The following is a 13,545-nucleotide window of genomic DNA, read 5'->3' as shown; positions in this document are numbered from 1 at the left end:
GACCAAAAGCAAACGGGGGACCGAGGTGATGACCTTCGACACCAAGATGCGCGCCTTGCTTCTGGCAGGCTCTGTCCTCGCGCTCGGGGCCTGTTCGGGCAGCGGCGCCAATCAGAACGCGACGCCCATTCCGCTGACGGACGGGGACGAACTTGTCACCGATCCGAATGCCCCGCGCCGCGAGGGGATTCTGGACCTGTTCACCAACCAGGCCGACGCCAACACCTCGCTCCGGGTGAACCGGTATATCTGGAATGCCTCGCTTGACGTGCTGAACTTCCTGCCGATTGAATCGGTCGATCCGTTTTCAGGCGTGATCGTCACCGGTTTCGGCACCCCGCCGGGCGGCGGCCGCGCCTATCGCGCGACGATCTATGTGCAGGACCCGGCGCTTGACGCGCGCTCGCTCAAGCTGGCGCTGGTGTCGCAGGGCGGCGGCCCGGTCGCGACCGAAACGGTGCGCGCGGTGGAGGACGCGATCCTGACGCGGGCGCGGCAGCTTCGGATTCAGGATGGCAGGCTCTAGACCCTGCGCCACGGGAAAGCTACACAGACCGCCGGGCCGTGTGCCCGGCGTCTGACGATCAAGGACCAGCACATGCAGCGTTACGACCCCCGCACCCTTGAACCGAAATGGCAGGCCGCGTGGGAGGAGGCGCAGGTGTTCCGCGCACGGCGCGATCCGGCCCGACCCAAGTATTACGTACTCGAGATGTTCCCCTATCCGTCGGGGCGCATCCACATGGGGCATGTGCGCAACTATACCATGGGCGATGTGGTGGCGCGCCAGAAGGCGGCCGCGGGCTTTGCGGTGCTCCACCCGATGGGGTGGGACGCCTTCGGGATGCCGGCGGAAAACGCGGCGATGGAGCGCGGCGGCCACCCGAAGGACTGGACCTATGGCAACATCGCCGACATGCGCGCGCAGATGAAGCCGCTGGGCCTGTCGATCGACTGGAGCCGCGAATTCGCGACCTGTGATCCGGAATATTACGGCCAGCAACAGGCCATGTTCATCGACATGCTGGAGGCCGGGCTGGTTTACCGCAAGAACGCCGTGGTGAACTGGGATCCCGTCGACATGACCGTGCTGGCCAATGAACAGGTGATCGACGGCAAGGGCTGGCGTTCGGGCGCCGAGGTGGAACGGCGGGAGCTGACCCAGTGGTTCTTCCGGATCTCGGACTATTCGGCGGAATTGCTGGCGGCGCTGGACGGGCTGAAGGACTGGCCGGAAAAGGTCCGCCTGATGCAGAAGAACTGGATCGGCCAGTCGCGCGGCTTGCAGTTCGCCTTCTCGACGGTCGATGCGCCGGAGGGATTCGAGCGGCTGGATGTCTATACCACCCGTCCCGACACGCTGATGGGCGCAAGCTTTGCCGCGATTTCCCCCGACCATCCGCTGGCAAAACATCTGGAACGCCATGATCAGGACGTGGCCTCCTTCGTCGCCGAATGCCGCAAGATCGGCACGAGCGAGGAAGCGCTGGAAAAGGCCGAAAAACGGGGCATGGATACCGGCATCCGTGTCCGGCATCCGTTCGACAATGCCTGGGAACTGCCGGTCTATATCGCGAACTTCATCCTGATGGATTATGGCACCGGCGCAATCTTCGGCTGCCCCGCCCATGACCAGCGCGATCTGGATTTCGCGCGGAAATACGGCCTGCCGGTGCTCGACGTGTTCGAACCTGCGGAAGGTGGTGCGCCGGTTGCGGATGAGGCCTTCGTGCCGCTGAAGACCGAGCCCGTCCGCTATATCCGCGGCTTCGCCGGCGACGAGATTCAGACTGGCGAGACGGCCGTCGAGACGGCGATCGCCTTCTGCGAGGAACACGGCGTCGGCCATGGCGTCACCAACTACCGCCTGCGGGACTGGGGCATTTCCCGCCAGCGCTACTGGGGCTGCCCGATCCCTGTCGTGCATTGCGACAGCTGCGGCGTGGTGCCCGAGCGGAAGGAAAACCTGCCGATCCGCCTGCCCGATGACGTGACCTTCGATGTGCCGGGCAACCCGCTCGACCGCCACCCGACCTGGCGCGACTGTGCCTGCCCGAAATGCGGCGCGCCCGCGCGGCGGGAAACCGACACGATGGACACCTTCGTGGACAGCAGCTGGTATTACGCCCGCTTCACCAGCCCCCATGCGGCGACGCCCACCGAGGCGGCCGAGGCCGACTACTGGATGAATGTCGACCAGTATATCGGCGGCGTGGAACATGCGATCCTGCACCTGCTCTATTCCCGCTTCTTCGCGCGGGCGATGGCCAGGACGGGGCACCTGCCGCAAAAGGCGATCGAGCCGTTCAACGCGCTGTTCACGCAGGGCATGGTGACGCATGAAATCTACATGACTCGGGACGAGGCGGGCCGGCCGGTCTATCACCTCCCCGAGGATGTGGAGGGCGGCAAGCTCAAGGCGACGGGCGAGGCGGTCGAGATCATCCCCTCGGCCAAGATGTCCAAGTCCAAGAAGAACGTCGTCGATCCGGTCAGCATCATCGAGGCCTTCGGGGCCGATACCGCGCGGTGGTTCGTGCTGTCCGACAGCCCGCCCGAACGCGATGTGGAATGGACATCCGCCGGGGCCGAGGCCGCGGCCAAGCACTTGGGGCGCGTCTGGCGGATCGCCGCGGAAATCGCCGAGAGCGATACCGCCCCGAACGATCAGGACGCGGCGCTGAAAAAGGCCACCCACAAGGCCATCCATGAGGTAACGCAGGGGATCGAGGGCTTTGCCTTCAACAAGGCCGTTGCCAAGCTTTACGAGCTGACCAACACGATCCAGAAATCGGCAGCCGGCACTGCCGCGCGCCGCGACGCCATGCGCATCCTTGCCCAGCTTTCGGCCCCGATGGTTCCGCATCTGGCCGAAGACATCTGGGCCATGCTGGGCGGCGAGGGGCTTGTGGCGCAAGCACCCTGGCCCAAGGCCGATCCGGCGCTGCTGGTCGATGACACGATGGTGCTGCCGATCCAGATCAACGGCAAGCGCCGCAGCGAGATCGAAGTGCCGAAGGACATGCCGCAGGCCGAGATTGAACGTCTCGCGCTGGCCGATGAAACCGTGGCCAAGGTTCTTGCCGGGGCGGCCCCCAAGAAGCTGATCGTCGTGCCGGGGCGTATCATCAATGTCGTGGTCTGACCGCCGCCACCTGCTGCGCGTGCTGGTGCCGGGGCTTCTGGCCGCTTCGCTCTCCGGCTGTGGCTTTCAGCCGATGCTTGCGCCCGGCAGTCCCGGCGCGGCACTTTCCGGGCGGGTTCTGGTCGATGCGCCGACCGATCGGGCGGCGTTCGATCTGGTGGACAGGCTGGAGCAGCGTCTGGGCCGTGCCGAGACGCCTGCCTACCGCCTGAGCTATTCGATCAATCTGCGTGAACAGGGGCTTGGGGTGACGCCCGAAGGCGCCACGACGCGCTATAACCTTGACGGCAGCATCACCTATGCGCTGCGCGAGATCGGCGGCGATGCCATTGTCGCTTCGGGGCGGGTGGAGAGTTTTACCTCCTGGTCGGCGACCGGCAGCACCCTGTCCACCCTGGGCGCCGAGGAAGATGCGCGGCAGCGGCTCATGCAGATCCTCGCCGATCAGATCGTGACGCGGTTGCTTGCGGCAGCGCCATGAAGCTGGCGGGCGCCGAGGCCGTCCGGTATTTCGCACGCCCCGATCCCGCGCGGGCGGGCCTTCTGATCTATGGCGCCGACGCGATGCGCGTGGCCCTGCGGCGGCAAGAGGTCATTGCGGCGCTGATCGGCCCCGAGGGCGAAGCGGAAATGCGGCTCACGCGGATCCCGGCAACCGATCTGCGCAAGGATGCGGCGCTGCTTCTGGATGCGATCAAGGCGCAGGGGTTCTTTCCCGGTCCGCGCGTCGCCTTCGTGGAAGACGCCGCAGACGGCCTGGCCGCAACGATCACCACGGCCCTGACAAATTGGCGGCCGGGTGATGCGCAGATCGTGGTGACGGCAGGGGCGCTTGCGGCAAAATCCGCGCTGCGCAAGGCCTTCGAAGCCAATGGCAATGCTTTTGCCATCGGCATCTATGATGATCCCCCCAGCCGCGAAGAGATCGAGGCGACCTTTGCCAGGGCGGGTCTGAGCCGGATCGCGCCGCAGGCCATGACCGACCTTCTTGCGCTGTCACGCAGCCTTGATCCGGGCGATTTCCGCCAGACGGTCGAAAAGCTCGCGCTGTACAAATGGGGGGATGAGGCGCCGGTGTCGCCCGAGGACGTAGCCGCCTGCGCCCCCGCGACGATCGAGGCGGGTGTGGATGACATCCTCCATATCGTCGCCGAGGCGCGGCTCGCGGAGGTTGGTCCGATGATGCGGCGGCTGGAGGGACAGGGCGTGACCCCGGTCGGGCTTTGCATCAACGCCACCCGGCATTTCCGTACGCTGCACGGCGCGGCGGCCGATCCCGGCGGGGCGGCGCAGGGCATCGCGCGCGTGCGCCCGCCGGTGTTCGGGCCGCGCCGCGACCGGATGCTGCGCCAGGCCCAGCACTGGGGGATGCACCGGCTTGAACAGGCGCTGGCCCTGCTGCACGACACCGACCTGACCCTGCGGTCGGCCCAGCGCGCACCCGCGATGGCGGTGATGGAACGGACACTGATCCGCCTTGCGATGCTGGCGGCGCGCTAGGCGCGGCACGTCGCAACTGCGCCCCTGGCCACTGCCTTCAGCCCGTGGGCCGCCCAGGGCGTTCCCGGGCGCGACATGCCTCGGCGTCAAAGGGCAGGGAGGCTGGTCGGGCAAGCCATACGAGGCAGAGCTTCCCCACCCCCGCGCATGCTCCAACGGTGATCTTGCCCACTGGCCGCAGTGCCGCACCCCTCTTTCCCCGCGCGGAACGCGGCAACAGCGATGCCCAGCCGGATGGACGGCGTGCGACGTTGCCCACCTGCGCAGACAACAGCCGTGCGGCCTCTTGCCACCCCGCCGCCGCTCCTTGAGCTTGAGAATCTCCTTGGCGTGCAGCGCGATGTCGGTCGCCTGGCCCTGGAAACCGCCCGAGGGCTGGTGCACCATGATCCGGCTGTTGGGCAGCGAAAAGCGCATGCCCTTTTCACCTGCCGCCAGCAGAAGCGAACCCATCGACGCCGCCTGCCCGACCACGAGGGTCGAAACCTTCGGGCGGATATACTGCATCGTGTCATAGATCGACAGGCCCGAGGTCACGACACCGCCGATATACACCGAGGTTTCCTGGGACGGATTCCCGGCCTCGAGGTGCAGAAGCTGCGCCACGATCAGCGACGACATCCCGTCATGCACCGGGCCCGACCGGAAAATGATCCTTTCCTTCAGAAGGCGCGAGAAGATGCCATAGGCGCGCTCGCCGCGGCGCGGACGTTCCGGGGTCCGTCATCCTGCGTCCGGCCTGCACAGCCGCGGGCGCCCCACTACAGGCTTCACATCCACCGCCGGGTTCCTAGATAAGAGGAAAGCAAAGGATCCAGCATGCTCCCCTATTCCCTTCTCGATCTTGCGCCCGTGCCGGAGGGCAGCAGCGTGGCGGCGGCGCTTGCCAATGTCACTGATCTTGCCCGCCACGCCGAGGCGCTCGGCTATCACCGATTCTGGCTGGCCGAACATCACAACATGACGGGCATCGCCAGCGCCGCCACCGCCGTCATGATCGGACAGGTTGCCGGAGCGACGCGCAGCATCCGCGTGGGGGCGGGCGGGATCATGCTGCCGAACCATTCACCGCTGATGGTGGCCGAGCAGTTCGGCACGCTTGCCACGCTTTTCCCCGACCGGATCGATCTTGGTCTTGGCCGCGCTCCGGGAACCGACGGGGCCACCGCGCAGGCCCTTCGGCGCAACCGCAGCGTCGAGGATCATTTTCCCAACGACGTCGTGGAACTGATGTCCTACCTGGGCGATCCCGATCCCAAGGCGCCTATTCGCGCGGTTCCGGGCGCGGGCACTCATGTTCCGATCTGGATCCTTGGCTCGAGCCTTTTCGGGGCGCAACTGGCGGCCTATCTGGGGCTGCCCTATGCCTTTGCCTCGCATTTCGCGCCCGCCGCACTGCACGAGGCGGTGAGCGTCTATCGCCAGGGCTTCCGTCCCTCGGCACATCTGTCGAAGCCGCGCTTCATGCTGGCCGTCAATGTGTTTGCGGGGGAAAGCGATGCCGAAGGCGCCTATCTGCGCAGCTCGATGATCCAGGCCTTTGCCAATCTGCGAACAGGTCAGCCCGGCCCCCTGCCCCGGCCGGTCGAAGATCTGAGCGCGGTCCTGCCGCGCCACATCCTGCCCGCCGTCGAACAGGCACTGGCGATTACCGCGGCGGGCAGCGCGGCCACGGTGCATCGCCAGCTTTCCGGCTTCATCGACACCTTCGCCCCGGACGAGGTAATCCTGACGGGGCAGATACACGACCACGCCGCCCGCAAGCGCAGCTTCGAGATCGCGGCCGAGGTCATGTCGGCGCTCAGGACAGCCGCCTGAGCGCCGACCGCCCGGCCCAGCGCCCCGTCGCAAGGCAGGCGGTCAGAAGGTAACCGCCTGTCGGGGCCTCCCAGTCCAGCATCTCGCCGCAGGCAAAGATGCCGGGCAGCGCCCGCAGCTCGAGTCCCTCGGTCAGGGCACTCTGGCGGATGCCTCCGGCGACCGAAATCGCCTCGTCCAGCGGGCGCGGGCCGGCCAAGGGCACAGGCAACGCCTTGATCCGCCGTGCAAGCTCGGTGCCCTGCGGCAGGGGGCGGCCGAATTCCTGCAACAGCGCAAGCTTCACGCCCTCAAGTCGCAGGGCCTTGCGCAGATGATTGGCAAGGCTTTGCCGCCCCTGTCCCGCAAGGCGGTGCGCGACATCCTGCAAGGACATGTCCGGCAAAAGATCAAGGTGCAGCAAGGCACCCTCGCGCAAGGGACGGGAAAGTGCATAGACCCCCCCACCCTCGATGCCACGGGCCGAGATGACAAACTCGCCGCGGCTGCGCTGATCGCCGGCACGAAGCACCACGCCCTTGACCGGTTGCCCGAACCAGCGCGCCATATGGGCTGACCAAGGCAGGCAAAAGCCCATGTTGGCAGGCGCGAAGGGGGCGATATCGACCCCCTGCGCCGCAAGGATCGATGCCCAGGCGCCATCCGAGCCCAGCCGCGCCCAGCTTGCCCCGCCCAGCGCCAGAACCGTGGCAGCGGGGCGCGACACGATCTGCCGTCCCTCGGGCGTGTCGAAAACGGGGTCCGCGCCTGCAAAGCCTTGCCAGCGCCAACGCCGGCGCAGCACCACGCCGCGCCCCTCGAGCCGCGCAAGCCAGGCCCGCAACAAGGGCGAGCCCTTCATCGCCACGGGAAACACCCGCCCCGAGGAGCCCGCGAACACATCCTGCCCCAGATCCCGCGCCCAGGCCTGCACCTCATCGGGTCCGAAAGCCTCGATCATCGGGCGCAACCAGTCCGCAGCCTCGGCATAATGTGCAAGGAAATCGGCAACCGGTTCATCCTTGGTCAGGTTCAGCCCCGACTTGCCGGCCATGAGAAACTTGCGCGCCGCGCTGGGCTTGGCTTCGGCAACCACAACGCTTGCGCCGCCCGCCGAAAGTTCCTGCGCGGCCATCAATCCTGCCGGGCCTGCCCCGATCACCAGCGCATCCATGCTTGCCCTTTCCCTGATCCGCGCCATCCTTTCGCACAACATGCCTGCCGACGACATCCCGATCTGCCCCTTGTGCCTGCGCCCCATCCCGCCCGATGTGCCGCAAAGCCTGCATCATCTTGTTCCGCGCCTGAAGGGCGGCAAGGGTTGCGAAACGGTGCTTCTGCACCACCTCTGCCACAAGGAGATCCACGCGGCGCTCACGGAGGCCGAGCTGGCCCGTCGCTTCAACACGATCGAGGCGCTGCGGGGCCATCCCCGGCTTGCGCGTTTCATCGACTGGGTGGCCCGGCGCCCGCCCGGATTTGCCTCACGCACGACGGGCGGCCACCGGCGCCGGCGCTAGCGGCAGAGCGCCTTGAGGGCTGCGACATGCTCGGCCGAGGCGGCGCAGGCGGCGGCGGTCAGGTCCCGTGCGGTGGTCAGCAGGTCTTCGGCGGGCACGATCCGGTCCACAAGTCCCCAGGCAAGAGCCTCCTCGACCGGGATCTTGGCGCCGGTCATCAGGATCATCCGCGCCCGGGCCGGCCCCACCAGCGCGACCAGCCGCCCCGGGTCCGATGGCGGCGGACGAAACCCCAGCCGCATCACCGGATAGAAGAAGCTGGCGCCGGGCACGGCCAGGCGCAGATCGCAGGCCAGCGCCATGCCGAAGGCACCCCCGGCAAGCGTCCCGTTCAGCGCGGCAATGGTCAGACAGGGCAGCGACGCGACGCGGCCCGACAGGTCTTCCCAGACCGGATCAAGCGCCAGTCCGGCGCGTGCCTCGTCCAGATCGGCGCCGGCGCTGAACACCCGGCCTGTGCCCGTCAGGATCAACGCATGCGGCGCTTCGCGATGGGCTGCCTCGGCGATATCGGCCAGGTCGCGCAGCATGGCAGCGGTCAGGGCATTGGCCTTGTCGGGGCGGCGCAGTGTCACCGTCCAGACCGCCCCGTTCCGTTCGAGCCCGATCATGCAGCAAGGCCGATGCGGCGCCGCACCGTCTCGTCGCGCAGCGAAACCTCGGCGCCAAGGAAATCATCCGCCTCGGGGGTGCACATCCAGACAAGCGCCCGTGCCGGCCATTCCGGCGGAATATGCACCGACCAGTCAAGCTGGCTGACCGGGTTGATGCCGCTGCGGCGGATCGCATCCTGCATGTCGGTGGCAACGGTTCCGGGCGAAAGGCTCAGCGCGCGAATGCCTTCGGCGCGTGCCTCCTGATCCAGCGCGCGGGTCAGCATGAAGGCCCCGGCCTTGCTGCTGCAATAGGCGCTCCAGCCTTCCTGCGGCGCATGGGCCGCGCCCGAACCGACGGTCAGGATCGTGCCACCCCCCTGTGCGCGCATGACCGGAAGCGCCGCGCGCATCCCGTGAAAGACGCCCTTCAGGTTCAGGTCTATCGCCCGGCCCCAGTCCTGCGGGCTGCTGGCGGCGAGTCCAGCGATCGGTCCGATCACGCCCGCATTGTTGACCAGAACGTCAAGCCGGCCAAAATGCGCACAGGCGGCGCCGACCGCGCGTTCGAGATCCTCGGCCTGGGCAACGTCGCCCTGTAGCACAAGCCCCCCCGTATCCTCGGCAAGCGCCGCGATCGAGGCCGCGTCCCGCGCCAGAAGCGCCACCTGCGCCCCAGCGCCCGCGAAGGCGCGCACTGCTGCCGCCCCGATCCCGCGGCTTGCGCCGGTCACCAACACCACCTTGCCCGTCAACGCATCCATGCGCCCCTCCTTGATCCTGCGCCGAAATCCTAGCGAAACCCCGCCTCCGCCACCAGCCCGGGCGGTTATCCCTTGACCATCCGGGGCCGTGGCCTGATGCTGGAAATCGGTTCTGACGCTTGCAGGTAACAAATGATCCACATTCGGCATATCGGTTTCGGCGCAGCCATTGCGGCACTCATGGGCAGCACGGCAGTGGCGGATGTCACACCCGAAGAGGTCTGGGCCGACTTGCAGAGGCTTTACGTTGATCTTGGCTATTCGGTCGAACCGGGGACCGAAGCGCGCGAAGGCGACACGCTTGTGGTCCGCGATGCCGCTCTCCTCATGGCGGCCGAGTCTGATGACGACGACGCTGGACTTTCCGTTTCCTTTACCCTGCCCGAACAGCGTTTCCGCGACCTTGGCGACGGTCGGGTGGAAGGCACCGCATCGCCGAACCTGCCCGTCATCGTGACGCTGCGGTCCGAGGAAGAGGAAACGGTCACGTTCGAACTTGACATCGAGATGACCGATTTCGTCACCCTTGCAAGCGGAACGCCCGAGGCCGTCATCTATGACTGGAGCGCCGCGCAGATGGTCGTTGCCGGGGCCTTTCCGCTGCAGGACCCTGACAGCGAGGATGAAGCGGGTGAAATCCTGATCGATGCGCTGGCGGGCGGGTTAACGGGGCGCATCTCGCGCACGGACGACGGGCTGCTGCAGTCTTCGTCGGACACCGAAACGATCAGCGTGGAGGCGTTAGGCACCGGGCCCGCGGGCGAACACTTCGACATCGCCTTCACCATGCAGGATGTGCACAGCGATCAGATCACGCCCCCGGGCATGGGGGAAAGCGCGCTCGGTTTCTTTTCCTCGCTCTCCAGCAACCGCTTCGCGCGGGGTGAAATGCGCTTTGGCCCAATGACGGTTGAAGCCGAGTTCGACGACCCGGAGACCGGCAGCGGCAACTTCACCTTCGCCGCCGACGCGGGCACGTTCACGTTCGACCTGTCGCAGTCCGGCCTGCACTATGCCTCGGCGACCGAGGGAATGACTTTCGCACTGACCGGCGCCCAGTTGCCTGTGCCCGTGTCCGGCAGTCTTGCGGAAAGCGGCGCGACCATCATCTTTCCGATGGCGGAAGGCCCCGAACAGGATTACGGGCTTGGCCTTCGCCTGGTCGATCTGACCCTCAACGACGAAGTCTGGGCGCTGGTTGATCCGGCAGGCGCGCTGCCGCGGGATCCTCTCACCGCCATCATCGACGCGTCGGGCACGGCAACGATCTTCGTGGCGCTGACCGACGAAGCGGCAATCCTGGAGACAGACGCGCCGCCCGCACAGCTGGACAGCCTCAGGCTGAACGAATTGCGCATCGAAGGCATCGGCGCCCGGGTCACCGGCACCGGCCAGTTCACCTTCGACAACAGCGACATGGAAACCTTTGACGGTTTTCCGCGGCCGCAGGGTGTGCTGGATCTGACGCTTGTCGGGATCAACGCGCTTATCGACCGAATGGTGCAACTGGGCGTCGTGCCTCAGGATCAGGCAATGGGCACACGCATGATGATGTCGATGTTCACCCGTCCCGGATCAGACGCGGACACTCTGGAATCGACGATTGAGGTGCGCGAGGACGGCGGCGTCTATGCCAACGGCCAGCGCATCCGCTGACCCTCTCCACAGCATTCGGCAAGGGCCGCCCCTCGGGCGGCCCTTCACGTTCGAGAACCCGCACCCGTCGGGCCGCTTGAACCTTGCAAGCGGCTCGCCGGCACTCTAGGTCCCTGACAGGCAAAGGGGGACCCGCGATGACTGAACCGCTCGAGACGTTGACGGCCGATCTGCTGAGCGCCGCCCGGCGCGCCGGGGCTGATGCTGCGGACGCAATTGCCATCGGGGCAAGTTCGGTTTCCATCGACGTGCGCGCAGGGCGGCTGGAGCAGGCGGAACGATCAGAATCGATCGAAATCGGACTGCGGGTGTTGATGGGCCGGCGACAGGCCTGTGTTTCGGCATCCGACACGCGGCCGGAGACGCTCGCCGCCATGGCCGAGCGGGCGGTGGCAATGGCGCGCGAGGCCCCGGAGGATCCCCATGCCGGCCTTGCCGACCCGGGGCAGATTGCCCGAGGCCTGACGGCCGAGGCGCTTGAGCTTTTCGATCCTGCACCAGAGCCCTCGCCCACCGCGCTGGAAGAGGATGCCCGCCGCGCCGAGTCGGCGGCGCTGGCGGTGCCGGGTGTATCCCTGGTTCAGTCGGCAGGGTCAGGATACGGAGTCCAGCAGGTGCATCTTGCCGCGACCAATGGATTTTCCGGCGGTTACCTGCGCAGTTCGCGCGGGCTGTCCTGCGTCGCCATCACCGGCGAAGGCACAAAGATGGAGCGCGATTACTTCGGCGACAGCCGCATCTTCCAGAAAGACCTCATGTCGCCCGAGGAGATCGGGCGTATTGCCGGGGAACGCGCGGTGGCCCGGTCCGGCGCGCGCAAGCCGCCCACCGGCAGCTTTCCGGTTCTTTATGACGAACGGATCTCCTCGGGGCTGATCGGGCACCTTCTGTCGGCGATAAATGGCAGCACCATTGCCCGCGGCTCGGGCTGGTTGCGCGATGCCCTGGGCCAGGAGGTGCTGCCCCGGGGCCTTTCGCTGCGCGAGGATCCGCATCGCCGCCGCGTCTCGGCCTCGCGCCCCTTCGACGCCGAGGGGCTGGCGACCGCGCCGCGCGACTGGGTGCGGGACGGCGTGCTGCAGGGCTGGGTACTTGACCTTGCCACAGCACGCAAACTGGGAACGGAAAGCACCGCCAATGCGATGCGCGGCACCTCCTCGCCGCCGGCGCCGGGGACGACCAACATCACCCTGACCGAGGGTCACCAGAGTCGTGATGACCTGATCCGCGACATGGGCCGAGGCCTTCTGGTGACATCGCTGCTGGGCGCCTCGATCAACGCGACGACCGGGGATTATTCGCGCGGGGCATCGGGCTTCTGGGTTGAAAACGGGACAATCGCCTATCCCGTGAACGAATGCACGATCGCCGGAAACCTGCGCGACATGCTGCGGCGGATCATTCCCGCCAATGATGCACGCCACCATCTGTCCACCGTGGTGCCCAGCCTTCTGGTTGATGGAGTCACCGTTGCCGGCGGATGATCTGACCCTGCTGCACGAGGCCGCCGAAGCTGCCGGGCGTATTGCCGCGCGCCACTTCGGCGCCGGCCCCGAGAGCTGGGACAAGGGCAACGGCCAAGGCCCGGTCAGTGCCGCCGATCTCGAGGTTGACCGGATGCTGCAGCATGAGCTTCTTGCGGCGCGGCCCGATTACGGCTGGCTGTCGGAAGAAAGCGCCGACACGCCGGAACGGCTGCAGGCAGAACGGGTTTTCATCGTCGATCCGATCGATGGAACCCGTGCCTTCCTTGAGGGCCAGCGCGGCTTTGCGCATGCCCTGGCCATCGTCCGCAACGGCGTGCCAGAGGCCGCAGTAGTGCACCTGCCGCTTCTTGGCCTCACCTACGCCGCGACACTAGGTGGCGGAGCCACGCTGAACGGGCGCCCCGTCCGCACCCCGGCCCGCGCAACGGTCAGCGGTGCGCGGATCCTCGCGACGCGGCCGCAACTGGCGCCGGCGCTCTGGCCCGGCGGCGTTCCCGATGTGTCGCGCCATTTCCGGCCCTCGCTTGCATGGCGGCTGTGCCTGGTGGCCGATGGCAGCTTTGACGGAATGCTGACGCTGCGCCCCGCGTGGGAGTGGGACATCGCCGCGGCATCGCTGATCGCCACCGAGGCCGGCGCGCAGGTCAGTGACCGAAGCGGCATGGCCTTGCGCTTCAACGCGCCCCATCCCCAGACGCCGGGGGTGCTTGCCGGCCCCGAGGGCGTGCATCGCGGCCTTCTGGAGCGGCTTCTTCCGGGCGGCGCCGCTTGACGCCGAGCCGGGTTTGACTAGGCTGCGGCCGCGTCCCATCGGCACCGACTTCAAGGAGCGACCCATGACACAACGCCTGCATCTGGTTTTCGGGGGCGAACTCGTCGACCCTGCGAAAACCGTTTTCAAGGACACGAAGGACATCCATATCGTCGGCATGTTCCCCGACTATGCCAGTGCCCATTCGGCATGGAAGGCCGAGGCGCAACGCACCGTGGATGACGCGCATATGCGCTATTTCATCGCCCATATTCACCGGTTGCGCGACGAAGAGCAACCGGCCAGCCCCACCGAGGAACTCGGCCGCTGAG

The 13,545-nt window shown here is 67.0% G+C and carries 13 protein-coding genes and 1 pseudogene; 10 read left to right on the top strand and 4 right to left on the bottom strand.

Translation table 11 applies throughout. From position 1 onward, the window contains the following. Window positions 1-28 precede the first annotated feature (28 nt). From ACFQXB_RS01730 to holA, 4 genes are all read left to right on the top strand, one after another. Entirely contained in the window at window positions 29-526 is a 498-nt protein-coding gene (locus ACFQXB_RS01730) for a DUF3576 domain-containing protein (RefSeq protein WP_377398142.1), read from the top strand. Window positions 527-598: 72 nt separating this feature from the next. Then, window positions 599-3,145, top strand: a complete 2,547-nt coding sequence (gene leuS / locus ACFQXB_RS01725; RefSeq protein ID WP_377398139.1) for a leucine--tRNA ligase — start codon at window positions 599-601, stop codon at window positions 3,143-3,145. Continuing rightward, on the top strand, window positions 3,132-3,626 hold the full coding sequence (lptE, locus tag ACFQXB_RS01720; RefSeq protein ID WP_377398136.1) for an LPS assembly lipoprotein LptE: 495 nt from the start codon (window positions 3,132-3,134) through the stop codon (window positions 3,624-3,626). The genes leuS and lptE overlap by 14 nt, the downstream gene beginning before the upstream one ends. Further along, a complete protein-coding gene (gene holA, locus ACFQXB_RS01715; protein WP_377398133.1) occupies window positions 3,623-4,645 on the top strand; it encodes a DNA polymerase III subunit delta in 1,023 nt (340 codons plus the stop codon). Before lptE ends, holA begins: the two co-directional genes overlap by 4 nt. 300 nt (window positions 4,646-4,945) lie before the next feature. On the opposite strand, the pseudogene ACFQXB_RS01710 reads toward holA, so the two are convergent. Continuing rightward, window positions 4,946-5,359, bottom strand: a pseudogene (locus ACFQXB_RS01710) (ATP-dependent Clp protease proteolytic subunit); the annotation flags it as partial. Window positions 5,360-5,464: 105 nt separating this feature from the next. On the opposite strand from ACFQXB_RS01710, the gene ACFQXB_RS01705 reads away from it, so the two are divergent. After that, window positions 5,465-6,463, top strand: coding sequence for an LLM class flavin-dependent oxidoreductase (locus tag ACFQXB_RS01705; RefSeq protein ID WP_377398130.1), 999 nt, complete (start codon window positions 5,465-5,467; stop codon window positions 6,461-6,463). Here ACFQXB_RS01705 and ACFQXB_RS01700 read toward each other — a convergent pair. Next, entirely contained in the window at window positions 6,447-7,616 is a 1,170-nt protein-coding gene (locus ACFQXB_RS01700) for a TIGR03862 family flavoprotein (RefSeq protein WP_377398127.1), read from the bottom strand. The two genes, ACFQXB_RS01705 and ACFQXB_RS01700, sit on opposite strands and share 17 nt — an antisense overlap. On the opposite strand from ACFQXB_RS01700, the gene ACFQXB_RS01695 reads away from it, so the two are divergent. Further along, window positions 7,615-7,962 carry an HNH endonuclease gene (locus tag ACFQXB_RS01695; protein ID WP_377398124.1) on the top strand — a complete coding sequence of 116 codons (348 nt, stop codon included), beginning with the start codon at window positions 7,615-7,617 and terminating at the stop codon, window positions 7,960-7,962. The genes ACFQXB_RS01700 and ACFQXB_RS01695 overlap by 2 nt on opposite strands. On the opposite strand, the gene ACFQXB_RS01690 is transcribed toward ACFQXB_RS01695, so the two are convergent. Both ACFQXB_RS01690 and ACFQXB_RS01685 read right to left on the bottom strand, forming a co-directional pair. Next, a complete protein-coding gene (locus tag ACFQXB_RS01690; protein WP_377398121.1) occupies window positions 7,959-8,573 on the bottom strand; it encodes an enoyl-CoA hydratase/isomerase family protein in 615 nt (204 codons plus the stop codon). The two genes, ACFQXB_RS01695 and ACFQXB_RS01690, sit on opposite strands and share 4 nt — an antisense overlap. Then, on the bottom strand, window positions 8,570-9,319 hold the full coding sequence (locus ACFQXB_RS01685; protein ID WP_377398118.1) for an SDR family oxidoreductase: 750 nt from the start codon (window positions 9,317-9,319) through the stop codon (window positions 8,570-8,572). The genes ACFQXB_RS01690 and ACFQXB_RS01685 overlap by 4 nt, the downstream gene beginning before the upstream one ends. Before the next feature lie 132 nt (window positions 9,320-9,451). Between ACFQXB_RS01685 and ACFQXB_RS01680 the strand changes: the two genes are divergently transcribed. The 4 genes from ACFQXB_RS01680 to ACFQXB_RS01665 all read left to right on the top strand — a co-directional run bounded on the left by ACFQXB_RS01680 (window position 9,452) and on the right by ACFQXB_RS01665 (window position 13,544). Next, complete coding sequence (locus ACFQXB_RS01680; RefSeq protein WP_377398116.1) at window positions 9,452-10,975, top strand: DUF2125 domain-containing protein; 1,524 nt, start codon at window positions 9,452-9,454, stop codon at window positions 10,973-10,975. A gap of 137 nt (window positions 10,976-11,112) precedes the next feature. Then, a complete protein-coding gene (locus ACFQXB_RS01675) occupies window positions 11,113-12,459 on the top strand; it encodes a TldD/PmbA family protein (protein WP_377398114.1) in 1,347 nt (448 codons plus the stop codon). After that, entirely contained in the window at window positions 12,446-13,234 is a 789-nt protein-coding gene (locus ACFQXB_RS01670; protein WP_377398111.1) for a 3'(2'),5'-bisphosphate nucleotidase CysQ, read from the top strand. The genes ACFQXB_RS01675 and ACFQXB_RS01670 overlap by 14 nt, the downstream gene beginning before the upstream one ends. A 64-nt stretch (window positions 13,235-13,298) precedes the next feature. Next, entirely contained in the window at window positions 13,299-13,544 is a 246-nt protein-coding gene (locus tag ACFQXB_RS01665) for a DUF4170 domain-containing protein (RefSeq protein WP_377398108.1), read from the top strand. The last annotated feature ends 1 nt before the right edge of the window (window position 13,545 follow it).

Origin of the sequence: Halodurantibacterium daqingense, from assembly GCF_042666235.1 — a bacterium.
Classification (GTDB): Bacteria; Pseudomonadota; Alphaproteobacteria; order Rhodobacterales; family Rhodobacteraceae; genus Halodurantibacterium; species Halodurantibacterium daqingensis.
The sequence above is the reverse complement of the archived record's forward strand: the minus strand, read 5'-3'. Positions and strand labels throughout refer to the sequence as shown.